The sequence below is a fragment of the Amycolatopsis sp. MEPSY49 genome, assembly GCF_051337345.1.
Taxonomy (GTDB): Bacteria; Actinomycetota; Actinomycetes; order Mycobacteriales; family Pseudonocardiaceae; genus Amycolatopsis.
This window is the reverse complement of the sequence record NZ_JBDLYJ010000002.1, coordinates 281,163-305,413: the sequence shown is the minus strand read 5'-3', so window position 1 is coordinate 305,413 and position 24,251 is coordinate 281,163. Positions and strand designations below refer to the sequence as shown.

The following is a 24,251-nucleotide window of genomic DNA, read 5'->3' as shown; positions in this document are numbered from 1 at the left end:
TCCTGCCGGCTGTTCCCGCTCCCCCGCCACGGAAGGAACACCGCCTTGCGCAGAGTGTTCACCGCCTTCGCGACGGCCCTGCTGGCCGCGTCCGGGCTCGCCGCCACCACGCTCCCCGCCGCCGCCGGCGGCACCTTCAGCGTGCTGACCTACAACGTCGCCGGGCTGCCCGAAGGCATCTCGAGCGCGCCCACCCCGCGCGCGCCGAGCACGACCGCGATCGGGCAGCGCCTCGGCCCGTACGACGTGGTGCACGTCCAGGAGGACTTCAACTACCACGCCAACCTCTACGCGGCCGACGCCCACCCGTACCGGACGCCGACGAGCGGCGGCGCCGGGTTCGGCAGCGGCCTGAACAGCCTGTCGTCCGTGCCGTTCGACGAGCTGGAACGCGTCCGCTGGGAGTCGTGCCAGTTCGACTCCGGCGACTGCCTGACGCCGAAGGGCTTCACGTTCACGCGGCTGCGGCTCGCCGAGGGCGTCTACGTCGACGCGTACAACATCCACACGAACGCGGGCACCAGCGACGGCGACCTCGCGTCCCGCGCGGCGAACCTGCGCCAGCTCACGGCGTACATCGCCACGCATTCGGCCGGCAACGCAGTGGTCGTCATGGGCGACACCAACACGCGCTACACGCGGGCCGCCGACACGATCCGGGCGTTCGCCGCCGACAACGGCCTGACGGACGCGTGGGTCCGGCTCGAACGCGGCGGCGTCCCGCCCGCGGCGGGCAGCGATCCCCTGGTGTGCGACGAAAGCGCGGTCACCAACGCCTGCGAGATCGTCGACAAGGTGCTCTACCGCGGCAGCAAGCAGTTCTCCCTGGACGCGACGTACTACAACAACGAGCACAACGCGTTCCTCGACGCGTCGGGGGCGATGCTGTCGGACCACGACCCGGTGACCGTCCGGTTCAGCTGGTCGGCCGACCCCGCGTTCCGGCTGAGCGACCGCTTCGGCGGCCCGCACGGCACGCCGTTCACCGACCTGGACCGTGTCCCGCCGGCCGCCCGCGCCACGACGCTGACGGTGAGCGCGGGCAGCCGGGTCGACCGGATCGGCTTGACGCTCGCCGACGGCAGCTCCTTCGGCCACGGTGGAAGCGGCGGTACGGCACGGAGTTACCAGCTGGCCGACGGCGAGTACGCGGTGTCCGCCGAGTTGTGCCGCGGTAGTTACAACGGGCACACGCGGATCTTTTCCGTCCGCTTCACGACGAACCGCGGCGGCACGCTGGCGGGCGGCACGAGGACATCGGACTGCACCACGGCGACCGCTCCGGACGGGTGGCAGATCGCGGGCTTCCACGGCCGGGCGGGCGACGAGGTCGACCAGCTGGGCCTGATCTACACGCGCCGCTGACCGGCGTACGTCCACAACGGACTACTCAGCGACCGCACCAGGATCGGCAGCACCGCCAGCAGGGCGATCCCGCGCACGGCGGCCGCCACGAGGTACGGCGCCCGCAGCCCCAGCTGATGGGCGACCAGCCCGCCGGCCAGGGTGCCCACCGGGATCAGGCCCCAGCCGAGCAGCCGGTACGCGCTCGTGACCCGGCCCAGCAGCGCGGCCGGCACGAGCTGCTGGCGAAGGCCCACCGTGACGATGTTCCACAGCGTCGTCACGAAGCCGGTCACGGCGAGGAAACCGCCGAGCACGACGGGTTCGCGGCTCAGGCCGGCGCCCGCGAACGCGCCGACGTTGGCCGCGAGCGCGGTGAGGAGCGCCGCCCGGGCCCCGATCCGGGCCACGACACGCGCGTTGACCAGGCCGCCGAGGACGCTGCCGAGCGCCGCCCCGGCGAGCAGCAGGCCGTAGCCGCCCGCGTCGAGGTGCACGACTTCGGTGGCGAGCAGCACCAGCGTCGCGGCGGCGAGCTGCCCGCAGAAGGTGTTGACGCCCACCAGGATCGCCAGCGTACGCAGCAGCCGGTGCCGCCAGAGCCACGACAAACCCTCGCGGACGGCGGAGCGCGTCCGGACGACGTGGGTCCGCCGGGGCAGCGTCGCCACCAGCACGGCGGAGAACGCGAACGAAAGGGCGTCGAGCGCGAACGGCAGCGCCGCCGCGACGCCGAACAGCAGGCTGCCCAGCGGCGGGCCGGCGAACTGCTCGGTGATCGTCGTGACGGCTTGCTGACGGCCGTTGGCGCGCGGCAGCAGGGGCGGCGCGACCAGGTCCGGCAGGATCGCCTGGGCCGCCATCGTGAAGACGACCTCCCCCGCGCCCAGCCCGAACGCCGTGACGACGAGGATCGGCACCCAGGCCGCGCCGCACGCGGCCAGGACGGCGGTCACGGCGACCAGTGCGGCCTGCACCGCCTGCGCGCGCCACATCAGGCCGGCGCGCTCGTGGCGGTCGGCCAGTGCCCCGGCGGGCAGGGACAGCAGCAGCCACGGCAGGTAGGCCGCGGCCGAGACGAGCGACACGAGCCTCGGGTCGCGGGTCACCGTGACGGTCAGGAGCGGCACCGCCGCGGTGAACGCGCCGGTGCCGAGGTTGTCGATGCCGGTCGCCCACCACAGCCGCCGAAACGCTTTCGGCAAGGTCATGGCCGGAAACCCTGCGGGCCGCACCGGAACCGGGACACCCTTTAGCGCGGTGCTACATACTCGGGGTCATGGTCCTGACGATCGAACTCGACGTCGCGGAGCTGGCGGCGACCCGCGTCGCGATTTCCCCGCTGTCGGAGACGGTCGCGTGCCTGCAGCAGCTGGGCGGCCGCGAGCGGCAGGCGAGCGCACTGCCGTGGCTGCGGTGGGCGGCGGACGAACTCGCCCGCGTACCACTGGACCTGCCGTGGACGTGGCCGCTGATCGTGAGCGACCGGCCCAACTGGCCGGAGTTCCTGGTCCCCGCGCCGCGCGGCTCCGGTCCGTCCATAGAGGACGATCTGGCCGCGCTGCGGCGGACCACCGCGCGGCAGGTCCGGCGCAGTCTCGCCCGGGTTTTCGGCACGGAACTGTCCGGGACGACCGCCGAACTCGCCGAGCGGCCGGCGGCGGGGCTGGAGGCGATCGCCGACGAACTGCGCGAGGCGCACGACCGCCTGATCGCCCCGCACTGGCCGCGGCTGCGGGCCGTCCTCGACGCCGACGTCGCCCACCGCGCCCGGGCACTCGCCACGGGCGGCGCCGCGAAGCTGTTCGACGGCCTGCACCCGGAACTGGAGTGGCGCGCCGGCCGGCTGCTGCTGACCGGCGACCGCGGCCCGGTGCACCTCGGCCCCGGCGGGCTCGTCCTCGTCCCCGTGGCGCTCGGCTGCCCCCACGTCCTGGTCAAGCGGAGCACGTCCACCCAGACGACGGTCCGCTACCCGGCCCGCGGCCGCGGCGCCCTGTGGACGGCGGGAACGCGCTCCCTGTCGAGCGGCACCGTCCGGCTGCTCGGCCGGGCGCGGGCCGGGCTCCTCGAAGCCCTCCGCTCCCCCGCCACCACGACCGAGCTGGCCCGCGCGCTCGGCGTGACGCCCAGCGCGGTGTCGCAGCACCTGAACGTGTTGCGCGAGAACGGCTTGGTGGAACGGGAACGTTCCGGGCGCCAGGTGCTGTACCTGATCACGGCGCTCGGAACGTCCCTCCTCGGCGGCTAGCCCAGCGAAGTCAGCGGCACCGCGAACACCGAGCGGCCGCAGACCTGGTCCTTCGCCGCGCAGTCCGCGGTCGACCACTCCGACTGCGACCACACCAGGCCCGTCGACCAGTCGTACGTCAGCGCCTCCGGGTGGATCGCCCAGCACGCGGTCGTGGAGCCGCAGGTCGCGGACGTGCTCGCCGCCGTCGTCTGGGCCCAGAGCTGACCGTTGATCGTCGCCGAGCTGTGGGCCACGTACCACTTGCCGTCGTGGGACAGCACGCCCTGCATGTTGCCCACGTAGCTGCGGAACGCCTCGGACGCGGTGCCGGTCAGCAGGTAGTCCGCGCCCATCGGGAAGCGGTAAAGACGGCCGTGCAGGCTCTGGTCGGAGAAGTACTCCGTCGTCACGATCGACGCCGGGGTCGTGCTGCGGTCCAGCGACAGGGAGGAGAAGCACGGCACCCCGGTGTCGGACGCCATGCTGCACGTGCCGCCGGCGTAGGTGTAGTAGCCGACCTGCATCATCGCGTACTTGTACGTGTACGCCGCATACCCGCCCGAGGTCTTGCCGATCGCGTTGGACGTCGTGTCGGTCAGCTGCAGGATGTGCTTCGTGCTGAACACCCGGATCGCGGTGGAGGTGTTGCCCTCCGCGGTGACGTAGATCTTGTCGCCGTACCAGGCCATCCCGCCCATGTGCGCCTGCGCGGCGGAGAAGCTGCTGCCGGTGCTGTTCGGCACGGCCAGGTACATCATCCGGTGCGCGGCCGACGCGGGGTCGTTGTAGTTGACGGCCTGGATCCGCGCGTCGTTGTAGCGGCCGAGCGCGTCGGTGCCGTGCCAGCCCGACAGGATGATCTTGTCCGCGCCCCACAGGCCGTCGTCGTCGGCGTCGCCGGAGGTCGTGATGCCCTGCGGAACCCAGGTCGTGCTGCCCGCGCGTTCGGAGTCCCAGCACAGCGACTTCGTGGCCACCGGTGCCTTGGGCAGCGCGGCCTTCTCGGCGGTGGTGCAGCCGGTCATCGCGTAGCTGGGGTCGTTGACGACGGTGTTGAGGCTGACGTTCGGCAGCGCGTTGTCGAGCGCCGTCAGCGCGGCGGCCGGCGTGGCGTGCCAGACGAGGTTCTGCTTGGTCGTCGTGGTGAGCGGGTCGCTGTAGGCGGCGCTGGCCGTCCCGGGCAGCGCCAGCGCGCCGGCCGCCACGGCCAGCGCGAGGAGGAGGGCTTTTCGGATTCGCATGGGCGACAGTGCGCCAGACGCGGATCCAAATTTCGTACAACGCCCGTACTAGTCGGCCAGCGACAGCACCGTCCGCGCCTGCTCGACCATGGCGACGTCGAGGAAGGTGCCGTCCGGCAACGCGATCGCGCCGACCCCGGCGGCCGTCGCGCCGGCGACCCGCGCGATGACCTCGCGGGCCCGCGAGACCTCTTCACGCGTCGGCAGGAACGCCGCCCGGATCGTCTCCAGCTGGACCGGGTGGATCGCGGTGCGGCCGCGGAAGCCGAGCGCGCGGCCCGCCCGGCACGACGCCGCGAGCCCGTCGAGGTCACGGACGTTCGCGTAAGCGGACATCGCCGGCGGCGCGAGCCGGGCCGCCCGGGCCGCGACGATCACGCGGCTGCGCGTCCACGTCAGGCCGGCGTCGTCGGCCACGCCGAGGTCCGACCGCAGGTCGGCCTCGCCGAGCCCGATCGAGGCGATTCGCGGCGACGCCGTCGCTATCGCCAGGGCCCGTTCGACGCCGAGCGCCGACTCGATCAGCGGGTGCAGCGCCCGGCCCGGCAGCACCGCCTCGACCGCCAGGACCTCCTCCGGTGTCTCGACCTTCGGCAGCCGCACGCCGACCGGGAGCGGCAGGCGCGCGACCGCCGCGAGATCGGCGTCGTGCCACGGCGTGCTCGGGTGGTTGACGCGCACCTGCACCGGCCTCGCCACGTCGGCCAGCAGCCGCACGGCGTTGTCCCGGGCTTCGTCCTTGCGGGCCGGAGCGACCGCGTCCTCGAGGTCGACGAGCACGACGTCGGCGGCCGAGTTCAGGGCCTTGGCCACCCGGTCCGGGCGGTCGGCCGGCGTGTAGAGGAACGTCAGCGGCGGGGTCACACCGCACCCCGCTCGCGCAGTTCGGCGATCCGTTCGGGCGAAAACCCCAGCTCGGCCAGGACGGCGTCGGTGTCGGCACCGTGCGGACGGCCGGTGAAGCCGATGACGCCCTCGTGCCCGGACAGCCGGAACAGCGGCCCCTGCATCAGCATCGGACCGAGCTCGGCGTCGTCGATCTCGTGGATCGTGCCCAGCGCGCGGAACTGCGGGTCCGCGACGATGTCGGCGGCGTCGTAGATCGGCGCGACCGCCGCCTGGGCCTGCTCGAACGCGGCCACGACTTCGTCGCGCGTCCGCTGCCCGATCCACTTGCCGACGGCTTCGTCGAGCTCGTCGGCGTGCCGGGCCCGCTCGGCTCCGCTCGCGAACCACGGCTCGTCCACCAGGTCCGGCCGGCCGACCATCCGGACCACGCGCTCGGCGATCGACTGGGCCGACGTGGACACCGCGACCCACTGGCCGTCGGCGGTCCGGTAGGTGTTGCGCGGCGCGTTGTTCGTCGACCGGTTGCCGGTGCGCGGCTGGACGGTGCGCAGCTGGTCCCAGCGCGTGATCTGCGGGCCGAGCATGGCCAGCATCGGCTCGATGATCGCGGTGTCGACGACCTGGCCGCGGCCGGTGTTCGCCCGCGCGGCCAGCGCGACCATGATCGCGTACGCCGTGGCCAGCGAGGCGACGCCGTCGGCGAGCCCGAACGGCGGCAGCGTCGGCGGCCCGTCCGGCTCCCCGGTGGTCGCCGCGAACCCGCTCATCGCCTCGGCGAGCGTGCCGAAGCCGGGCCGCGACCGGTACGGGCCGACCTGTCCGAACCCGGTGACGCGGGCGAGCACGAGCTCCGGGTTCCAGCTCGCCAGCTCGTCGTAGCCGAGCCCCCAGCGTTCGAGGGTGCCCGGGCGGAAGTTCTCGATCACGACGTCGGCGGTGGTGGCCAGCGCGAGGAACACCTCGCGGCCGCCTTCGCTGCCGAGGTCGGCGGTCACCGTGCGCTTGTTGCGGCCCAGGGTCTTCCACCACAGGTTGACGCCGTCCTTCGCGGCGCCGTGGGTCCGCGACGGGTCGGGCTTGCGCGGGTGCTCGACCTTGATGACGTCGGCGCCCATGTCGCCCAGGTGCATCGCGGCCATCGGGCCGGCGAAGAGCGTGGACGCGTCGACGACGCGCAGCCCGGCCAGCGCCCCGGCCGAGGGGTCACGCGAGACCGTCATGCCGGCACCTCCCACGCGCAGCGGAAGCCGACCGTCGAGCTCCGGGCGAGCCCCAGGCCGGGCAAGAGGAGCTTCACGGTGTAGTCCGGGTCCTTGACGCCGCCTTCGACGTACCACTCGGAGCCTTCGGCGCGGTAGTCGCTGCCGCCCTTGAGCATCACGAACCGCGTGCGGCCGTCGGAGTGTTCGCTCTCGGTCCAGTTCCAGACGGCAGGGGTGCCGCGGCGGAGCCTGTCCCCCGCCAGCTGCCATTCGTCTTCCGTGGGGAGGCGGCCGCCGCGCCACGCGCAGTACGCACGGGCGTCGTCGAGGTCGACGTGGGTGACGGGCTCGTCCGGGGCGCCCTTCGGAGTCCAGTCGTGGCCGGTGGCGGCCACGAACTCCGCGAACTGCGCGTTGGTCACTTCGGCGGCCGCTACCGCGACCGCCGAGGTCAGTTCGCCTTCGCGCTGCAGGGTACGGGCGTCGTGCAGGCGCGGCGGCAGGGGCTTCCATTCGTCCACATAGGGCGCTCCCTGGTACATGCCGGTCTCGCGCGCGCGGTAGCGGACGGTCAGCACGTACGGTCCTCTGGGGACTGTGACGACGTCGTCGTCGGGCTTTCCGGTAGTCCTCGGTGGACTTACTCGCTTCGCGATCCGGTGCGGGAACCGGGCATCCGGGTCGTGGGGCAACGGCGGGAGGTCCGGCAGCCATCCCTCGACGGCGGCGCCGATCCCGCGAGCCGGTACTCCGTCGAAGAGGTCCGTGCCGGGCAGCGGGCCGTGGTAGTCGGTGTCGCCGCGGTTGACGAGTGTCCACAGTGTCCGGCCGTCCAGCTCCCACTTGGACGCGTACACACCCACGGCTTCGGCCTCGGCCGGGAGTTCGGCCAGCGGTGTCCATTCGCCGTCCAGGAGCAGATCCTTGGCCGCGCGCTGGAGCGTGACCATGCGGCGGACGGTCGCGGCGTCGCGCGGCGACCAGCCGACCCACACGCCGAAGACGACTTCCCAGACCATGACGCCGACGCCGTTGAGCCAGGCGGACTGGAGCTCTTCGCTGTGGTCGCGGTGCCAGCGGCGGACGTGGTGCTGCATGTGCCGGCGCTCGTACCAGTGGGCGCGCAGCACGCCGGGAACGGGCGAGTCGGCGAAGAACTGGGCCCACGACGCCGTGTGGTCTTCGATCCGCTCGACCGGCAGCTTGGACTCGCCTTCGAGGACGATGCCGGGCCGGGCGGCTTCCAGGCGGTCGACGAAGTCCGGCTCGGCCTTCTTGAGCGTGTCGAGGAAGACGCCGTCCGCCTTCAGGCCCTTGACGAGGGCGGCCAGCTCGGTCAGGTCGTCGTCGCCCCGGCGGGTGCCGACGTCCCAGGGGTTGTAGTCGACGAAGACGTGGAGTCCTTCGGCGTGCAGGGTTTCGATGAGGTCGGTGAGCCCGGGGACGTCGCGGTAGAAGTCCCACTGGTTGCGGTCGTCGAGGCCGATGACCGGGTAGGCGTGCCAGAGCACGACGGCGTCGAGGCCGCCGAAGCGCTCGCGGGCGTCGGTGAGGAAGCGGTCCGGGGTGAAGCGGCGCTCGGCGAAGTCGTAGAGCAGTTCGTCCCAGAGCCAGACCTGGGCGACGGTGTAGCAGGTCGCGGCCCAAGTCGATTGTGGACGGTCGTAGGCCGCGCCCGTGTAGCCGTGCCGGCTCCGGGCGTCTTCGCGCCACTCACGGAGTTTCGCGCGCCACGCCGGGCGATCCGCGGGGTCGGCGGGGGCGGCGAAGATCTTGGCGTCGTCGAGGCCGGCCAGCGGGCCGCGGACCTCGGTGGGCTCGTCGATCGGCCGCGGGACGAGCGGGTCGAACTGGTAGGTCATGATGTCTTTCCTGCGACCTCGTCGGCGGTGGGGACGGCGGCTTGGGCGCCGGGTTTGGTGACGGCGAGCGCGCCGGCGACGGTGGCCCGTCTTGCGGCCACGGGAAGTTCTTCGCCCTGCGCGAGCGCGGCCGCGAGCACGCCGCAGAAGGTGTCACCGGCGCCGGTGGTGTCGACCACGTCGACGCGGAGGCCGGGGATCCGCACGGGCGCGCGGTCCTTCTGCAGGACAACGCATCCTTCGCCGCCGAGGGTGACGACCACGGCGGACACGCGCTCGAGCAGTTTCTCGGGTTCGCCGGCGAGGTCGGCGGCCTCGTGTTCGTTGACGACGAGGAGGTCGAGCACCTCCCAGAGCGAGTCCGGGAGTTCCCGCGACGGCGCGGCGTTGAGGATCATCAGGGCCTGCGGTCTCCTGGCCGCGGCTGCCGCCGCCACCACGTCGAGCGGGATCTCCAGCTGGGCGAGCACGACATCGGCCTCGCCGATCCGGCCGGCCTGGGCCGCGCCGATCTTGACGCGGTCGTTCGCACCGGGGGCGACGACGATGGCGTTCTCGCCGTCGGGGGCGACGGTGATGAAGGCGGTGCCGGTGGGTGCGTCGGCGCGTTCGACGAGATCCGTCCGGACGCCGGCGCCGCCGAGGGAGACGAGGAGCAGGTCTGCGCCTTCGTCCTCGCCGAGGGCGCCGACGAAGGTGGTGTCGGCGCCGCCGGCGAGCGCGGCGGCGACGGCTTGGTTCGCGCCTTTGCCGCCGGGGCTGCGGCGGAGCCGGTCGCCGAGGACGGTTTCCCCGGCTTTGGGCGGCCTGGGGACATCGACGGCAAGGTCCACATTGGCCGACCCGACGACGACCACGCGGCCGGCAGCGGGAGCCGGGTCGGCGGGCACGGCGCGGCCTTCGCCAACGGGCGAGCCGCCGGCCTGCCGATCGTCGGGTGCCGCACGGTCGGCGGCGGGAGCCGGGCCACCGGGAGCAGGGTCGTCTGCCGGGTCTTCGCGCACTGGGCGGTCGGTCATCGCTCCACCGCCGCCAGCGCCGCCGTGCGGGCCGCCAAGTCCGCGATCCGCCGCTCGCCTCCCGGCAGCGACGTCGCGATCCGCCCGTCCAGAGGCTTGCTCCAGTACTCGTCCACTCCGCTCACCGCGCCGACCACTCCCCCGACCGTCGCGGCCGCGGAGTCCGTGTCCCAGCCCGCCGTCACCGCGATCGACACACTCCGTCCGAAGTCCCCGCCACCCGCCGCCAGCGCGTAGGCGATCACCGCCGCGTTGTTGAGCACGTGCACCCAATGCAGGTGCCCGTATGCCTCGTGCAACCGGTCGAGTCCACTCGCGACATCCCCCGACGAGGCCGCCGAGCGTCCGAAGTGGACCGCCGTCGCCAGTTCACAGCCGACCGGGAGCACCGTCGAGGCCGCGTCGAGCACCTCGTCCACCGTGTCGCACACCATCGCCGCCGATGCCAGCGCCGCCGCCCACATCGCGCCGTACACCCCGTTGCGCGTGTGGCTCAGGCGTGCGTCCGTCCAGGCCAGCCGGGCCGCCGAAAGGACGTCGCCCGGGGAAACCCAGCCGAACACGTCCGCGCGGATCAGCGCGCCGATCCACTCGCGGAACGGGTTGTGGTGAGTCGCCGTCTCGGGGACAACCCGGGCGTCCAGGAGGTTCCGGTACGCCGCGCGCTCCGCCGTGAACACCCGCCCGGCCGGCAGGTTGTCCAGCCACAGCTGCGCCACGTCCTCCGTCGTGAACGAACGGCCGTGCTCCTCCAGCAACGACAACGCGAGCATCGGGTAGTTGAGGTCGTCGTCCTCGGGCATCCCGTCGATGTTCTCCTCCAGCGACGTCGGCGCCGACCGGCGGTTCCACGGCCACCGCGAAGCGACATCAGAAGGCAAGCCGACCGCGGTGAACCACCCGGTCAACGGCCAGCGGCCGGTCGCCCGCAGGATCTCCTCGATACCCTCCCGCGGGATCTTCTCCACCGGCTTGCCGAGCAGGCAGCCCGCGGCCCGGCCGGTCCACGCGGCCAGTTCGCGCCCCCGCGACCCACGCGGCAGCGACGCCACCGCAGGCAGGTCCAGCGCCTCCCAAGACGGATCGGCGAGAGGCGCGCCCAGCGAGTCCAGCAGTTCCCGCGCCAAGGGCCGCAACTCGGCGGCCGCCGGGCCCGCGCCGCTCACGGCCGGCACCGGCGAACCGCCCGCCGCGATCCACCGCTCCCGCACGGCCGTGACGTCCTTGCCTTCGGCGGCCGACTGCACCAGCTCGTGCGGGAGCAGGTCCTCCGGCTGGGCCCAGGTGAGCCTCACGCCGTCGCCTCCAGGAACTCGGCCCGGGCCGCGGCCCGCTCGCGATCGGCCTTCAGGATGTCCGCGGCCGCCGAGGCCAGCAGCCGCCCGGTCTCCCGCAGGTCCATCCGGCTCGCGTCGCCGATCGCGTCGACCCACTCGGCGGGCACGACCGCCGTCCCGCCGAGGGCGGCGCACAAGGCGCCCGCCATCACCGCGATCGAGTCGGCGTCCCGGCCGTAGTTGACGGCGGCGAGCACCGCGCCCCGGAAGTCACCCCGGTGCGCGAGCACGAACGCCAGCGCGGCCGGCAGCTCCTCGATCGACTTGGTCCGCGACGGGCGCCGCGCGTCCATCGACATCTCCCGGTAGTGCGGCCCGACCGAGTCGAACGGCGCGACGGTCTCGCGGACGAGAGCCGCCAGCGCGCGTTCTTCCCCGTCGGTGGCCGGGGGAACGGACCGGCCACCGAAGGTCTCCACGACCGCGCGCAACGCCGCCGCGGTCCCGTCGTGGGCCACGTCCAACGCGGCCTTGACGACGTCGTCGAGCGACGCGCCGGGAGCGACGCCGGCCGCCACCATCGCGGCCAGCACGCCCGCCGCTTCCCGGCCGTAGCTGGACTGGTGCGCGCCGGTGAGGTCGATCGCCTCGGCGTAGGCCGCCCGCGGATCACCCGCGTTGACGACGCCCACCGGAGCCACGTACATCGCCGCGCCGCAGTTGACGACGTTGCCCACGCCGGCCTCCCGCGGGTCGACGTGGCCGTAGTGGAGTCTCGCGACGATCCACTTCTCCGCCAGGAAGACCCGCTGCAGCAGCAACGCGGTCGACTCCAGCTCCGGCACCCAGCGCGGCTCGCCGATCATGAGCGGCACCAGGTCCTCGGCCATCGCGTACGCGTCGAGGTGCGCGCGGCGCTTCGCGTACACCTCGACGAGCGCCCGCGTCATGAGGGTGTCGTCGGTGATGTGCCCGTCGCCCTTGTGGTACGGCGCGATGGGCCGCGCGGTCCGCCAGTCCGGGTACCACGGTCCGACGACGCCGGTCACCCGGCCGCCGTGCCGTTCTTCGATCTGCTCGGGCGTCCACCCTTCGGTGGCGCCGCCGAGGGCGTCCCCGACGGCCGCACCGGTGATCACCGCGACGGCCCGGTCTTCAAGCCAGGTCACCAATTCGCTCCTGTCACTTGCTGACGCTCTTCCAGCCGTCCTCGAGCTGCTTCGCGAGGCCGGCGGCGTCGATTTTCTGCCCGAGGAACTGCTGGTACGCCGGGGTCGCGACGGTGTCCTTCCACTGCGCGTACTTGCCGGCGAACAGGTAGGGGGCCGAGGTCAGGTACTCGCCCGAGGCGAGGATTTCCTTCCAGCCGTTCTTCCCGCCGAGCTTGGTGGTCAGCGTCTGCCGCGCGGACGTCGTCGGCGGGATCAGCGCGTCGGCCTCGTTGATGGCGGCGAGGTTTTCGGTGCTGGTGAAGAAGTCGACGAACTCCGCGGCTTCCTTGACGTGGCCGGAGTCCTTGTTGACCGACAGCGTCTGCGGGTTGGCCGCCTGCGCGGGCCCGGCCGAGCCGGCCAGCGGCGGCAGCACGACCCAGTCGAAGCCCTTCGGCGCGTCCTTCGCGATGTTGGCCGCCTGGTAGGACCCCTGCACGGTCATCGCGACCTGGCCCGCGTAGAACGGCGCGAGCGCCTTGGTGCCCGACTGCGTCAGCGTGACCGGGAGGATCGAGTGGTCCTGGTGCGCCATCGCGTCGACGAGCTGCGGCAGCGCCTGCTCGCCTTGGCCGACGGTCAGCTTCGCGCTGTCACCGGTGCCTTCGAAGTACTTGCCGCCGAAGCCGGGAGCGAGGGCGACGAACGCCGCCGTCGGGCTCGACAGGCCCCAGCCGAGACCGAACTTGCCGTCCTTCGTGGTCGCCTTCGCGATGTCGCGCAGCTGGTCCCAGGACATCGTGGCGCCTGTCGGGATCGTGACGCCCGCCTGCTGCAGCTGGGTCTTGTTCGCGAAGACCACATAGGACTGCAGCTCGGTCGGGACGGCGATCACCTTGCCGTCGACGGTCACCGAGTCCAGAACGCCCTTGGGGATGTCCGCGCGCTTGGCCTCCGGCAGGTACTGCGACAGGTCCGCGAGGTAGCCGTCGGTGGCGAAGGGCGCGATGCCGGCCGCCTCGTAGTGCACGATGTCCGGCGCGGTGCCCGCGTTGAACTGGGTGATCAGCTTGTCGTAGACGCCGTCCCAGCCCGCCTGGACGATCTTGACCTGCACGTCCGGGTGCGCCTTGTTCCAGTCGCCGACGATCTTCTGCGTCGCGGCGATGGCGGCGGGCTGGTCCGACAGGGACTGGAAGGTGAGGGTGACGGGCCCGTTCCCGCCCTCCCCGCTTCCGCCGCTCCCGCACGCGGTGAGCAGCAGGCCGGCGACCGTCAGTGCGGCGGCGGCGATCATGCGTCGTGTCTTCATCGACCGACCTTTCGAGGGTTCCTTGGTGGGGTTCATCCCTTCACCGCCCCGGCCATCAGGCCGCTGGTGAGCTTCCGGCGCAGGATGCCGAAGAAGACGATGCTGGGAATCGCGGCGAGCACGGCGCCCGCGGCGAGCGGGCCGAGGGCGACCTTGCCCTCCCCGCCGACGAACATGTTGAGCGTGATGGGCAGGGTGTAGTTCTCCGGCGACTGCAGCAGCACCAGCGCGAAGAAGAATTCGTTCCACGACGAGACGAAGCTGAACATCGCGGTCGCGACGACACCCGGGGCGAGCAGCGGGAAGACGATCGTGCGCAGCACGGTCAGCCGGCTCGCGCCGTCCATCGCCCCCGCTTCCTCGAGTTCCACCGGGATCGCGGAGACGTAGCCCTGCAGCATCCAGAGCGCGAACGGCAGCATGTACGTCGTGTGCACCAGCGTCAGGCCGGCGAGGTTGTCGGCGAGGCCGAGCGTCCGCAGGATGAGGAACAGCGGCAGGATGATCAGCACGACCGGGAACACCTGGCTCACCAGGATCCAGCCGACGCCCGCCGCCCTGATCCTGCCCTTGAGCCGCGCGAGCACGTAGGCGGCGGGCACGGCGATCACGACCGACAGCGCGGTGGAGGCGAGCGCGACGACCAGGCTGTTGGCCGCGGACCGGACCAGGCCCTGCTTGTTCAGCGCCTCGGTGTAGTTGTCCCAGTGCCACTCGCTCGGCAGCAGGCTGACCGTCAGCGAGTTCAGCTCGCCCGACGACTTGACCGACGCGGAAATCAGCCACAGCAACGGGAAACCGAGGAACAGGATGTAGAGCGCGAGGGCCGCGTACTGGGCCGGGCGCACGAGAACCCGCATCAGCGCCCCTTCCCGGCGGTGCGGTCGTCGCGGAACTGCGACCGCAGGTAGACGGCGAGGATGAGCACGACCACGACGACGAGCACCAGGCCCATCGCGGCGGCGTAGCCGATCTCGCGGTTCTTGAAGGCTTCGAGGTAGATGAACAGCACCGGCACCATCGTCTTGCCGCCGGGTCCGCCCGCGGTGAGGACGTAGACCAGCGAGAACGAGTTGAAGTTCCAGATGAAGTTCAGCGACGTGATCGACGTGACGATCGGGCGCAGGCTCGGCCAGGTGACCGCGGTGAACCGCCGCCAGGCGCCCGCGCCGTCGACCGACGCGGCTTCGTGCAGCTCGGCCGGGATCTGCTGCAGGCCGGCCAGGAGCGTCACCGTCGTCTGCGGCATGCCGACCCAGACGCCGACGACGATCACCGCGGGCAGGGCGACCGAGAAGTCGCCGAGCCAGTTGATGTCGTCCGGCAGGCCGACGCTGCCGAGGAAGGCGTTGAGCGGGCCGCCGTTGGCCGAGTAGATCATCTGCCACATGATCGCGACGACGACCGGCGGCATCGCCCACGGCACGAGCGCGAGCACCCGCGTCAGGCCTTGCAGCCGGAGCCCGGAGTTGAGCAGCAGGGCGAGGCCCATCGCGGCGGCGAGCTGGAGCAGCGTCACGCCGACGGTCCAGATCATGCCGATCCGCAGCGAGTCCCAGAACAGGGTGTTGCCGGCCAGCTTCGTGAAGTTGTCGACACCGGCGAAGCCGTAGTCCGGGTGGCGGACGAGCCGCGCGTCGGTGAAGGCGAGGAAGATCCCGACGACGAGCGGGGCGACGCTGAGCACGAGGATGGGGATCAGCGACGGCAGCACCAGCGCGATCGCCTCGCGCCGCCGCGTGCGGGCCAGCGCGGGCTTCTTCTTCCCGGCCGGGGGTGCCGGGCGGGTCAGGGTCGCGGTCACTGCTCACCTCCGGTCGACTCGCGCACCCGCAGCTCCGGGCCGACGGCGATCTGCTGCGTGGCGTGGTCCGGGTCGTCGGCGAGCCGGAGCATGATCCGCGCGGCCGCGCGCCCGCGTTCGGTCGAGCCGAGGGACACGCTGGTCAGGCTGGGCTGGAAGACCCGGCCGAGCTCGGTGTCGTCCATGCCGGTGATCGCGACGTCGCCGGGGACCGACAGGCCGGTTTCCCGCACCGCCCGGATCGCGCCGATGGCGAGCAGGTCGTTCGCGGCGACGACGGCGTCGAGCCGTTCGCGAGCGAGCAGCTTCCGCGCGGCTTCGAGCCCGGCGGTGACGGTGAAGTCGGCGGCGACCTCCTGCTCCACGCGCTCGAAGGCGGTTTCCGCGGTGGCGGCGTCGAACCCCCGCTGGCGGGCCGCGCCGGGCGTGGTGTCGAGCGGGCCGTTGAGGAACCCGACGCGCCGACGGCCGAGGGCGTGCAGGTGGCGGACGGCGGCGCCGATCCCGCCCGCGGAGTCCGTGGAGACGGAGCTGATGCCGCGGTCGTCCAGGGCCCGCCCGATCACCACGACCGGGACGGGGGCCCGCTGGATCTCCTCGATCAGCCGGTCGTCGGTGCGCAGCGGGCTGACGATCATGCCGTCGACGAACCCGCTGTTGAGGCTGCGCACGAGCTCGGTGGTCGACGACGCGGTGTCCCCGGTGGACATGACGACGACCCGGTACCCGTGCGGCGCGAGGACTTCGTGGATGGCCCGCATCATCTCGACGTAGACGGGGTTCCCGATGTCGGCGACGGCGAAGGCGACCTGGAAGGTCTTCTTCAGCCGCAGCGACCGCCCGATGGCGTCCGCGCTGTAGCCGAGCTCGGCGGCGGCGGCGCGGACGCGCTCGACCATGGCCGGGCTGGCACCGGTGCCGTGCAGGGCGCGCGAGGTCGAGGCCAGGGAGACCCCGGCCCGCTCGGCGACCTGGAGCAGCGTGGCCCGTGTTGACGTCATCGGCTACCTCGGTGTGCGGGTTTGGAAACGTTTCCAAGTGCGGATCACGGTGTTGGAAACGTTTCCAATCGGATTAATCCCGATACTGACACCAGCTCGGCGCGCGTGTCAACACGGCACGGAGAGCGCGCGGGTGGTTACGGGACGGCCGGCGCGGGAGTGTGGGATGGCCGGAGACGGGAGCGTGGCGTGACCGGCGCGGCCGCGTAGGCCGGCCGGAGCAGCGGCGCGGGATGGAGAGCCGGCCGGCGGGCGCGGTCGGCCGTTCCCCGGAGTCGATCGCGCGGTCGCGATCGGAGGCCGCTCCCGCATCCTGGTACGGCTGGCCGCGGTGACCGGTATGCCCCGATAGTGGTCGCGTGCTCACTTCCCGTGCCGCGCTCACCCTCCCCCGGGCCGACCGGACCGGGACGCGAGTGTCCTATCGGGACGCACTCGTGGCACCACTCGCCGGCTACCGGCCGCTGCTGCTGGACCTCGTCGTCCCGGCGGGCGGCGGCGGCCACCCGGTGGTCGTCTACCTCTACGGCGGCGCGCCGGCGGCCGGGTCGCACAAGCACAGCCGGCTGGGCGACCGCGTCACGGATCGGTTGGTGGCGGCCGGGTTCGCCGTCGCGCGGGCCCAGTACCGGCACGGGCGCGAAGCCCCGTTTCCCGCGCAGGTGCACGACGTCAAGGCCGCGGTCCGCTGGGTCCGCCACCACGCGGCCGAGCTGGAGCTCGACGCCGGGCGCGTCGCGGCGTGGGGACATTCGGCGGGCGGCTACCTGGCGGCCATGCTGGCGGTGACCGCGGACGACCCGGACTTCGAAGGCGACCTCGGGATCACGGGCCCGTCGAGCCGGCTCGGCGCGGCGATCGCGTGGAGCCCGCCGACGGATTTCACGCGCATTCCGCCGCCACCGGCGGATTCGGTGCTGCACAGCAGCGGTCACGACCCGCACGACTGGCTCCCCGGCCCGACGGCGAGCCCGCTGCTGCACGCCTCGGCGACCGCGGCGCCGCTGTTGCTGGTCCACGGCACCGACGACGCCGGGATCCCGATCGCCCACAGCGAAGCACTGGTTGCCGCCTACTGGCGCGCCGGCGCCGGCGCGGACCTGATCCGGCTGGACGGCGCGGGCCACTTCTACGGCGAGCGGAAGCTCGAGCAGGTCACCGACGCCGGGATCGCGTTCCTCCGCAACCACCTCGCGGCCGGCGGCTGACCTTCTCGGCGGGTGATCGGCACTGCGCCGAACAGGTGACGTTCCCGGCCGGGCCCCAACCGGGTGCGCGGCTCCGGAGTGACCGGACCGCACACCCGCCGGCCCCAGGAGGACCCGTGCCGAACCGAAAGCTGCCCACCCTCGCCGCCGCGGCGGCCCTCGCCGTCTGCGGCACCGTGCTCGCCGCGCCCGAAGCGTCGGCGCACGACGCCATCGCCGAGGTGTACGGCTGCCAGTACCAGGGCCAGTTCCGCTGCGGCTACGGCGGCGTGACCAACAGCCACACCCGCGTCCACGCCTGCGACACCGCCGGCGACGGGTACGGCTTCCGCACCCAGTTCCTGCTCCGCAGCGGCGGAGGCGGCTACGTCGACGACGCCAACGGGAGCAGTTCCGGCTGCAGCGCGAAGGTTCCGGGCACGGCGGCCAACCCGGTCAGCATCTTCCGCGCGTGCGAGAAGAAGCCGGTGTTCGTGTGCACCGACTGGCTGACCGCCTGAGCGGCGCTCAGCCGACGATGTCGATCTCGAACGCCTCCGCGGCGCTGTACTCGAGGTCGGCCCACACCGCGCCCGGCAGGGCGAAGCGGCGGTGCGACGTCAGCCGGTCGTCGTAGTTCGGGTCGGTCTTCGGGTTGTGGCCGACGCCGGTCTTGTCGGAGCCCCACGCGAAGATGTTGCCGACCCACATCGGCTTCGACACGCCGTCCCGGTTGATCCGGGGACGGACGACGATGGCGGCGCCGGCGCTGCCGGACAGGTTGAGCCGCACGGTGTTCTGCCCGGCGTTGGGCGGGGTGACGGTGATGCGTTCCATGAGCTCCACTTCCGGTTCGGTGGTCAGCGACGCCGGCGTGTCCACGCCGGGCCAGTAGTCCGCGACGACGGAGATGTCGATGCCGGGCGCGACGTCGAGCAGGTACTGCGCGGCGATCGCGCCGGCGGGGATTTCGGGTTTGCCGGTGGCCGTGGCGATCCAGTACAGCGGCGGCTCGACGCCCTGGTCCGCGAACGCCGCCTTCACCTTCGGCCACGTCGACCGGTTGCAGTAGATGACCGGGTGCGCGAACCCCGACCGCCGCCGCATCCGGGCCCAGCCCGGCGCCTCGGCGGGCGTGGCGTCGCCCGGCTCGACGTCGAGGACGTGCCCGGCGTTGGTCGAGGCCTTCTTGACGATCTCCACCTTCAGCGCGTCCGGGAAGAGCGCCCAGTCCGCGGCGGTCCAGGGCGCGAGCTTGATCCGGTCGATGTACCCGGCCACGAGCGCGGGCCGCCGGTCCTTCTTGATGATGTTTCGCGCGGTGACCGCGTCGTACATGATACGCATCGGATCGCCTCGGAATCGTGGATCGGCGAATATCGGCGTATTCAGGATGTCCGAAAACGGAAAACGGCGCCAGGGCGAATGGGGCGCCTTTTCGGGCAGGATCTGCTTGCCCGAAAAGGCTTTCCGGGCGGCGAACCGATCCGGAAACAACCGGACCGGCCGCCGCGCCCGCTCATTCCTCCCGCAGATTCTCCAGGCTCGCCGTCCGCCACAATGCGGGCAGTGTCAGCGCGGTGACGATCAGTACCGCCGCGATCGCCGTCGCCGTCAGGACCGCGATGGCCGGCGCGTCGACCACCATCGGCCGGTGCACCACGAGGGTCAGCACCAGCCAGTCGAGAGCGAGCCCGGCCGGCACGGCGACGGCCACCGCGACCGCCACCGGGATCGCCAGCTGCCACACCAGCGACCGCGCGAGCACCCCGCGTCCGACGCCGCCCGCCATCAGCGCGGCGAGGCTGCGCCGCCGTTCCCGCAGCTGCTCCCACGCGGCGACCAGCAGGCTGCCCGCGACGAACAGCAGCACCAGCACCGAGCCGACCGACAGCGCGCGGGTGATGAGCGCGTACGTGCCGTCGCTTCCGGTACCGAGCGAGTACACGGTTCCGTTCCACCCCACGGTGTTCCGGACGCGTTCGACCAGGTCCGCGTCGGCGGTGGGGACGTCCGCGTCCACGGTGAGCCCGACGCCGGACGCCGTCGCGAGCGCGGCCGGGGTGACGAGCAGGGCCGCCGTCTCGTCGCGGGCGCCGGGGAGGCGGTGGACCGCCGGAACCGTCCACTGTGGAACGGCGCGCGGGCCGGCGGCGGAGAACCACACGTGGTCACCCGCCGCCGGCAGGTAGCCCACGGCGCCGGTGGCGTAGACGTCGCCGTCGCGGCACTCCGCGAGCCCGGCCCGGGCCCGCAGTTCGGCGCACGTCCCGACGGTGATCGAGGCCCGCTCCCCCGCGGCGTTCTCGATCAGGCCGCGGGTCCGCAGCGGCGCGTCGCGCCGGCCGGGCAGCGCGCGGAAGGCGGCGGCGAACGCCTCGCCTTCGGCGTAGCTGGTGGCGTGGAAGCTCGCGAGGACCTTGACCTCTTGCGGCGCGGGCCGGTCGCTCTCGGTGCGCGAGTAGACCCCTTGCAGCGCAATGGATCCGGCCAGCACGACCGCGACGCCGCTGACCAGCCGCGCGGCGGTCGCGCTGTCCAACTGGAGGCGGCGGACGGCCAGCAGCCAGGCGGGCGACCCGCCGCGCAGCAGGCCGGCGACCCGCTCGACGACCCACGGCAACAGGAGGGGCACGGCGGTGAGGATGAGGACGATGCCGGCGATCACGCCGGGGCTTTCGGCGTCGTCGGTGCCCGTGAACAGCAGTGCCCAGCCGGCGGCCACAGGCAGGAGGCGCCACCACAGCCGGCGCCGGATCCGCGTCCCGCGCCGCACGACGCCCAGCGGCTCGATGACGACCGTCCGCAGCGCGAACACCGCCGCCGCGCACGCGAGCACCGGCAGCACCAGCAGGGCCGGGACACCGAGCCGCCAGTCCGGGACGACGTCGGCGCCGAAGAGGCCACCGCGGAAGGCGGTCACGGTGATCCGCGGGACGAGCGCGCGGACGAGCTGGAACAGCGCCAGCCCGGCGAGCAGGCCGCCGAACGAACCGAGCAGGGCCTCACCGGCCGCGATCCGGCGCACCTGCCCGCGATCGGCGCCGATCAGCCGCAGCGAGGCGAGCCGCCGGTCCCGCGCCGCCGCCGCGAGCCGGGTGCTGGTGACGACGAAGACGAACACGGGGACGAGGCAGGTCGTCGCGCCGACCACGACGAGCAGCAGTTCGAGCGAGCTGAGGGCACGCCGGTGGGTTTCGGCACCGAACCGGCTCACCGGCGCGGCGTCGGGCAGCTGCGCGACGGTGGCGGAGCCGACGTAGAAGAAGAGCTCGTGCGGGCCGGTGAGCCCGGCGTCGCCGATGGTGCCGACGACGCGCTGCGGGAACCGCGGGCGCAGCAGCTCGCCTTCGGGCGACCGCAGCAGGTCGGCGAGCGCCGGGGACAGGACGGCCTCCCCGGGGCCGGGCAGCCGATCGACCCCCGGAGCGGCGGGCGGGTGCGGCCCGGTGGGTTGGACGAGGTAGCCGCCGAGGCCGCGGCCGCGGTACTCGTCGACGCGGGCGAGAGCGTAGACGGGATCGACGCCGGGAGCGGCGGCGGCGAAGTCGGGCACGCGGCCGCCGGCCCGGTCGTCCCGGGCGCCGATGAGGTGGGGGACGGAGGTGGCGGTGAGCAGGACGACCACGCCGAGCCCGACCCCGGTGGCGGTGAGGGCGAGCCGCACCAGGGCGGTGCGGGCGCCACCGCCGCCCAAGGCGAGTCGCATGCCGAGGAGGAGGTCGGCGATCCAGCGGCGGATCACCGGATCACCTCGGGGGTAAGGGAGTTGCCATCGCGCTGGGCAGCCGTGAGGCCACGGGAATGCGCGGTCGCGCGGGGTTCGAACGGGGCCACCGCGGCTGCCGGACCTCGTCCCGAGGACCGATCGCCGCCCCTGGTGGACTTCCGCGAGACCACCGCCCCACTCCGCGACCTCGTCACCGGATCACCTCCAGCTCCCGGGTCCGGCCGTCCCGCACCACGACCTCGCGGTCCGAATACGCCGCCACCCGGGGTTCGTGCGTCACCAGCACCACCGCCGCCTCGCGCTCGCGGGCCGCGCTTGTCAGCAGTTGCATCACCTGCTCGCCGTTCAACGAATCCAACGCTCCCGTCGGCTCGTCCGCGAACACCACCCGGGGCCCCGTCACCAGTGCCCGAGCCACTGCCACCCGTTGCCCCTGCCCGCCCGACACCTCGCCCGGGCGGCGGCCGGCGATGTCGGCCAGCCCGAGCTCCGCCAGCGTCTCCCGCGCCCGCCGGGCCGACACCCGGCCGCGCTCCCCGTTCAAGCGCAGCGGCAGCGCCACGTTCTCCAGGCACGTGAGCTCGGGAACCAGCCTGCCGAACTGGAACACGAACCCGAAGTCGGTGCGGCGCAAAGCCGAAAGCGCGCGGTCCGGCAACTCCGCGAGGTCCTGCCCCTGGTAGCGGACCGCGCCCTCGTCCGGCCGGACGATCCCGGCCAGGCAGTGCAGCAGCGTCGACTTGCCCGCCCCGGACGGGCCCATCAGCGCCACGACCTCCCCCGCGCACACCCGCAGGCTCGCCGCCGTCAACGCGTCCGTGGCGCCGTACGCCTTCCGGACGCCGGCCGCCTCCAGCAGCACCGCGCTCACGCGATCTCCTCCGCCAGCTGGTCGAGCCGGGCCGTGGTCAGCTCCAGCCAGCGGAGGTCGGCCTCCAGGTGGAACAGCGCGTGGTCGCAGACCAGCTGGTCGACCAGGTCGCCCCCGGTCTTGCGGCGGGTCAGCTCGCGCATCGCGTCGAGGTGGGCCGTGCGCTGGACGTCGAGGACGTCGGCGGCCGGACGCCCGGACAGCAGCGCCAGCACCACCTTCGTGTACAGCGTGTTCTGCAGGTACGCCTCGGGTTTCTCCGGGGTCGCCAGCCACGTGCCGACGTCGGCGACCCCGGCCTCGGTGATCGCGTACCTCTTGCGCTCCGGACCGCCGCCCGCCTCGGTGCCGTCGGCCTCGACGAGCCCCTGCTTCAGCAGCCGGGCCAGCGTCGAATACACCTGCCCGTAGTGGACGCGCCGGTCGTGCCCGAACCGGTCGTCGTAGGCGCGCTTCAGGTCGTAGCCGTGCCGCGGCCCGTTTTCCAGCAACCCGAGCAGGGTGTGTCCGATCGACATGCCACCCACTCTACACGCTGTGTATAGCCGGAGTGCATAGTGCTCACCCGAGCAACGTCCGCAACGGCGTGGCCTGCCGCCCGAGCAGGTCTTCGAGGTCCGGGCCCGTCGTCGCGAACTCGCCCCGGCGGGCCGCGTGGAACATGCCGAGCAGCAGCGTGGCCCGGTCCGCCGGGACGCCGTGGCCGACCAGGCCGGCCACCCATTCGTCGTCGTCGGCGACCACCCGGCGGATCGTCCGCCCGGTGCGGTCGCTCAGCATGTTCGCGACGTCGGACAGGTCGTACGCGACCGGCGCGGTCAACGGCGGCGTCGCACCGTCGAACCGCCCCTCGTCGGCCAGGATGACCGCCGCGGCCTCGGCGAGATCGGCGTGCGCGGTCCAGGACACGGGTCCGTCGGCGGGCGCGACCAGCTCCCCGGTTTCCCGCGCCCGACCGACCAGCAGCGGCACGGTGCTCGCGTAGAAACCGTTGCGCAGCGCGGTGAACACCCCGGCCGCCAGATGCCGCTCGGTCGCCGCGTGGTCGGGCATCGGCGCGAAGAGCGAATCGGCGGCCGCGCCCTGGTGGCTCGTGTAGAGCACGCGCTTGGCGCCGGCGTCCCGCGCGGCGTCGATCGCCGCGGCATGACGGCGAACGGCCGTCTCCCCCGTTTCATCCGTCGAGACGACGAGAACCTGCGAAGCGCCCTCGAAGGCATGAGCAAGCGACTCCGGATCGGCGAAGTCGCCGCGCCGAACCCGCACTCCCCGTTCGGCGAGGCCATCGGCCCGGCCAGGCTCTCGCACGCTGACCCCGACCTGCTCGGCCGGCACGCGCCGAAGCAGTTCCTCGACGATCCGCGAGCCCAGCTTGCCGGTCCCCCCGGTGATCACGATCATGGTCGATCCCTTCAGTTGGTTACCACTGATACTAACCACGTTATCACCATCGATAGCAAGTGCGAGTTATCATCGGAACCATGACGAAGGACCGGAGCGAGACGCGGGCGCACATCCTCGAGACCGCCGCGCGGCTCCTGCACGACGAAGGCGCGGCCGCGCTGACCATCCGCGCGGTCGCCCAGGCCGCCGGCCTGCAGGCGCCCGCGCTCTACCGGTTCTTCGAGGACAAGGACGCGCTGCTCGACGCGGTCGCCGAGCACGTCTTCGCCGCCTACGTCAGCGAAAAGGCCGCCGACGGGGACAGCGACCCGGTCGACGACCTCCGCGCCGGCTGGGCCGCGCACATCGGCTTCGGCCTGGCCAACCCGGCCCTGTTCGGCCTGCTCGTGACGCCGGGCCGGACGTCCGCGGCGGCCGAAGCCGGCCTCGCCGTCCTGCGAGCCCGCGTGCACCGCGTCGCCGGGACCGGCCGGCTCCGCGTCCCCGAACCCCTCGCGGTCGAGCTGATCCACGCGGCCGGCACCGGCGCGGTGCTCGCGCTGCTGAGCCGGCCCACCGAAGGTCTCGCCGACGCGATGTACGAAGCCGTGGCCGCCCGGATCCTGACCGACGCGCCGGCCCCGCCCGCCGTGCCGCCGGACCTGCCGACGCTCACCGGCGCCGAGCGCGCCCTCTTGCGGGAGTGGCTCGACCGCGACTGAGCGGTTCGTGTGCATTTTCCGTCCGGATGTAACAAATATCGGACTTCCGGCGCCATAGGGACG

General features: G+C 72.9%; 22 protein-coding genes. 5 read left to right on the top strand and 17 right to left on the bottom strand.

What is annotated here, in order from left to right:
• The first annotated feature begins 54 nt into the window (after nucleotides 1-54).
• Nucleotides 55-1,365, top strand: coding sequence for a jacalin-like lectin (locus ABFJ78_RS10460; protein ID WP_436386749.1), 1,311 nt, complete (start codon nucleotides 55-57; stop codon nucleotides 1,363-1,365).
• On the opposite strand, the gene ABFJ78_RS10455 is transcribed toward ABFJ78_RS10460, so the two are convergent.
• Nucleotides 1,350-2,555 carry an MFS transporter gene (locus tag ABFJ78_RS10455; protein ID WP_436385691.1) on the bottom strand — a complete coding sequence of 402 codons (1,206 nt, stop codon included), beginning with the start codon at nucleotides 2,553-2,555 and terminating at the stop codon, nucleotides 1,350-1,352. The genes ABFJ78_RS10460 and ABFJ78_RS10455 overlap by 16 nt on opposite strands.
• Before the next feature lie 68 nt (nucleotides 2,556-2,623).
• Between ABFJ78_RS10455 and ABFJ78_RS10450 the strand changes: the two genes are divergently transcribed.
• The gene (locus ABFJ78_RS10450; RefSeq protein ID WP_436385690.1) at nucleotides 2,624-3,595 is read left to right on the top strand and encodes a DUF5937 family protein; all 972 of its coding nucleotides are present in this window, start codon (nucleotides 2,624-2,626) and stop codon (nucleotides 3,593-3,595) included.
• Here ABFJ78_RS10450 and ABFJ78_RS10445 read toward each other — a convergent pair.
• From ABFJ78_RS10445 to ABFJ78_RS10395, 11 genes are read right to left on the bottom strand one after another with little or no spacing between them, the layout of a single operon-like run.
• On the bottom strand, nucleotides 3,592-4,818 hold the full coding sequence (locus ABFJ78_RS10445) for a hypothetical protein (protein WP_436385689.1): 1,227 nt from the start codon (nucleotides 4,816-4,818) through the stop codon (nucleotides 3,592-3,594). The two genes, ABFJ78_RS10450 and ABFJ78_RS10445, sit on opposite strands and share 4 nt — an antisense overlap.
• A gap of 48 nt (nucleotides 4,819-4,866) precedes the next feature.
• Nucleotides 4,867-5,682: an HpcH/HpaI aldolase/citrate lyase family protein gene (locus ABFJ78_RS10440; protein WP_436385688.1), complete on the bottom strand. Its 816-nt coding sequence runs from the start codon at nucleotides 5,680-5,682 to the stop codon at nucleotides 4,867-4,869.
• Nucleotides 5,679-6,887: a CaiB/BaiF CoA transferase family protein gene (locus ABFJ78_RS10435; RefSeq protein WP_436385687.1), complete on the bottom strand. Its 1,209-nt coding sequence runs from the start codon at nucleotides 6,885-6,887 to the stop codon at nucleotides 5,679-5,681. The genes ABFJ78_RS10440 and ABFJ78_RS10435 overlap by 4 nt, the downstream gene beginning before the upstream one ends.
• Entirely contained in the window at nucleotides 6,884-8,731 is a 1,848-nt protein-coding gene (locus ABFJ78_RS10430; protein WP_436385686.1) for a formylglycine-generating enzyme family protein, read from the bottom strand. Before ABFJ78_RS10430 ends, ABFJ78_RS10435 begins: the two co-directional genes overlap by 4 nt.
• Nucleotides 8,728-9,750, bottom strand: a complete 1,023-nt coding sequence (locus tag ABFJ78_RS10425; RefSeq protein WP_436385685.1) for a ribokinase — start codon at nucleotides 9,748-9,750, stop codon at nucleotides 8,728-8,730. Before ABFJ78_RS10425 ends, ABFJ78_RS10430 begins: the two co-directional genes overlap by 4 nt.
• Nucleotides 9,747-11,045: an ADP-ribosylglycohydrolase family protein gene (locus tag ABFJ78_RS10420; RefSeq protein WP_436385684.1), complete on the bottom strand. Its 1,299-nt coding sequence runs from the start codon at nucleotides 11,043-11,045 to the stop codon at nucleotides 9,747-9,749. Before ABFJ78_RS10420 ends, ABFJ78_RS10425 begins: the two co-directional genes overlap by 4 nt.
• Nucleotides 11,042-12,196 (bottom strand): ADP-ribosylglycohydrolase family protein, encoded by a 1,155-nt coding sequence (locus ABFJ78_RS10415; protein WP_436385683.1) that lies wholly within the window; start codon nucleotides 12,194-12,196, stop codon nucleotides 11,042-11,044. Before ABFJ78_RS10415 ends, ABFJ78_RS10420 begins: the two co-directional genes overlap by 4 nt.
• A 13-nt stretch (nucleotides 12,197-12,209) precedes the next feature.
• Nucleotides 12,210-13,490 carry an ABC transporter substrate-binding protein gene (locus ABFJ78_RS10410; protein WP_436385682.1) on the bottom strand — a complete coding sequence of 427 codons (1,281 nt, stop codon included), beginning with the start codon at nucleotides 13,488-13,490 and terminating at the stop codon, nucleotides 12,210-12,212.
• Nucleotides 13,491-13,522: 32 nt separating this feature from the next.
• A complete protein-coding gene (locus ABFJ78_RS10405; RefSeq protein WP_436385681.1) occupies nucleotides 13,523-14,350 on the bottom strand; it encodes a carbohydrate ABC transporter permease in 828 nt (275 codons plus the stop codon).
• Complete coding sequence (locus tag ABFJ78_RS10400) at nucleotides 14,350-15,294, bottom strand: carbohydrate ABC transporter permease (protein ID WP_436385680.1); 945 nt, start codon at nucleotides 15,292-15,294, stop codon at nucleotides 14,350-14,352. The genes ABFJ78_RS10405 and ABFJ78_RS10400 overlap by 1 nt, the downstream gene beginning before the upstream one ends.
• On the bottom strand, nucleotides 15,291-16,295 hold the full coding sequence (locus ABFJ78_RS10395; protein ID WP_436385679.1) for a LacI family DNA-binding transcriptional regulator: 1,005 nt from the start codon (nucleotides 16,293-16,295) through the stop codon (nucleotides 15,291-15,293). The genes ABFJ78_RS10400 and ABFJ78_RS10395 overlap by 4 nt, the downstream gene beginning before the upstream one ends.
• Before the next feature lie 359 nt (nucleotides 16,296-16,654).
• Between ABFJ78_RS10395 and ABFJ78_RS10390 the strand changes: the two genes are divergently transcribed.
• Together ABFJ78_RS10390 and ABFJ78_RS10385 are read left to right on the top strand one after the other, a co-directional pair.
• Nucleotides 16,655-17,503, top strand: coding sequence for an alpha/beta hydrolase fold domain-containing protein (locus ABFJ78_RS10390; protein ID WP_436385678.1), 849 nt, complete (start codon nucleotides 16,655-16,657; stop codon nucleotides 17,501-17,503).
• Between the two features lie 116 nt (nucleotides 17,504-17,619).
• Nucleotides 17,620-18,003, top strand: a complete 384-nt coding sequence (locus ABFJ78_RS10385; RefSeq protein ID WP_436385677.1) for a hypothetical protein — start codon at nucleotides 17,620-17,622, stop codon at nucleotides 18,001-18,003.
• A gap of 7 nt (nucleotides 18,004-18,010) precedes the next feature.
• Here ABFJ78_RS10385 and ABFJ78_RS10380 read toward each other — a convergent pair whose 3' ends face one another.
• The 5 genes from ABFJ78_RS10380 to ABFJ78_RS10360 form a co-directional block, all read right to left on the bottom strand.
• Entirely contained in the window at nucleotides 18,011-18,829 is an 819-nt protein-coding gene (locus ABFJ78_RS10380) for a hypothetical protein (protein ID WP_436385676.1), read from the bottom strand.
• Between the two features lie 172 nt (nucleotides 18,830-19,001).
• Nucleotides 19,002-21,227 carry an FtsX-like permease family protein gene (locus tag ABFJ78_RS10375; protein WP_436385675.1) on the bottom strand — a complete coding sequence of 742 codons (2,226 nt, stop codon included), beginning with the start codon at nucleotides 21,225-21,227 and terminating at the stop codon, nucleotides 19,002-19,004.
• A 175-nt stretch (nucleotides 21,228-21,402) separates the two neighbouring features.
• Nucleotides 21,403-22,083 carry an ABC transporter ATP-binding protein gene (locus ABFJ78_RS10370; RefSeq protein ID WP_436385674.1) on the bottom strand — a complete coding sequence of 227 codons (681 nt, stop codon included), beginning with the start codon at nucleotides 22,081-22,083 and terminating at the stop codon, nucleotides 21,403-21,405.
• Nucleotides 22,080-22,601: a PadR family transcriptional regulator gene (locus ABFJ78_RS10365; protein ID WP_436385673.1), complete on the bottom strand. Its 522-nt coding sequence runs from the start codon at nucleotides 22,599-22,601 to the stop codon at nucleotides 22,080-22,082. The genes ABFJ78_RS10370 and ABFJ78_RS10365 overlap by 4 nt, the downstream gene beginning before the upstream one ends.
• Nucleotides 22,602-22,644: 43 nt before the next feature.
• Complete coding sequence (locus tag ABFJ78_RS10360; protein ID WP_436385672.1) at nucleotides 22,645-23,484, bottom strand: NmrA family NAD(P)-binding protein; 840 nt, start codon at nucleotides 23,482-23,484, stop codon at nucleotides 22,645-22,647.
• A gap of 80 nt (nucleotides 23,485-23,564) precedes the next feature.
• On the opposite strand from ABFJ78_RS10360, the gene ABFJ78_RS10355 reads away from it, so the two are divergent.
• The gene (locus ABFJ78_RS10355; RefSeq protein ID WP_436385671.1) at nucleotides 23,565-24,188 is read left to right on the top strand and encodes a TetR/AcrR family transcriptional regulator; all 624 of its coding nucleotides are present in this window, start codon (nucleotides 23,565-23,567) and stop codon (nucleotides 24,186-24,188) included.
• Nucleotides 24,189-24,251 lie beyond the last annotated feature (63 nt).

Coding starts and splice junctions, on each gene's coding strand:
- ABFJ78_RS10455 (WP_436385691.1), bottom strand. CDS start 2,555: ATGACCTTGCCGAAAGCGTTTCGGCGGCTGTGGTGGGCGACCGGCATC.
- ABFJ78_RS10450 (WP_436385690.1), top strand. CDS start 2,624: ATGGTCCTGACGATCGAACTCGACGTCGCGGAGCTGGCGGCGACCCGC.
- ABFJ78_RS10445 (WP_436385689.1), bottom strand. CDS start 4,818: ATGCGAATCCGAAAAGCCCTCCTCCTCGCGCTGGCCGTGGCGGCCGGC.
- ABFJ78_RS10435 (WP_436385687.1), bottom strand. CDS start 6,887: ATGACGGTCTCGCGTGACCCCTCGGCCGGGGCGCTGGCCGGGCTGCGC.
- ABFJ78_RS10430 (WP_436385686.1), bottom strand. CDS start 8,731: ATGACCTACCAGTTCGACCCGCTCGTCCCGCGGCCGATCGACGAGCCC.
- ABFJ78_RS10425 (WP_436385685.1), bottom strand. CDS start 9,750: ATGACCGACCGCCCAGTGCGCGAAGACCCGGCAGACGACCCTGCTCCC.
- ABFJ78_RS10410 (WP_436385682.1), bottom strand. CDS start 13,490: ATGAAGACACGACGCATGATCGCCGCCGCCGCACTGACGGTCGCCGGC.
- ABFJ78_RS10405 (WP_436385681.1), bottom strand. CDS start 14,350: ATGCGGGTTCTCGTGCGCCCGGCCCAGTACGCGGCCCTCGCGCTCTAC.
- ABFJ78_RS10395 (WP_436385679.1), bottom strand. CDS start 16,295: ATGACGTCAACACGGGCCACGCTGCTCCAGGTCGCCGAGCGGGCCGGG.
- ABFJ78_RS10380 (WP_436385676.1), bottom strand. CDS start 18,829: ATGCGTATCATGTACGACGCGGTCACCGCGCGAAACATCATCAAGAAG.
- ABFJ78_RS10365 (WP_436385673.1), bottom strand. CDS start 22,601: ATGTCGATCGGACACACCCTGCTCGGGTTGCTGGAAAACGGGCCGCGG.
- ABFJ78_RS10360 (WP_436385672.1), bottom strand. CDS start 23,484: ATGATCGTGATCACCGGGGGGACCGGCAAGCTGGGCTCGCGGATCGTC.
- ABFJ78_RS10355 (WP_436385671.1), top strand. CDS start 23,565: ATGACGAAGGACCGGAGCGAGACGCGGGCGCACATCCTCGAGACCGCC.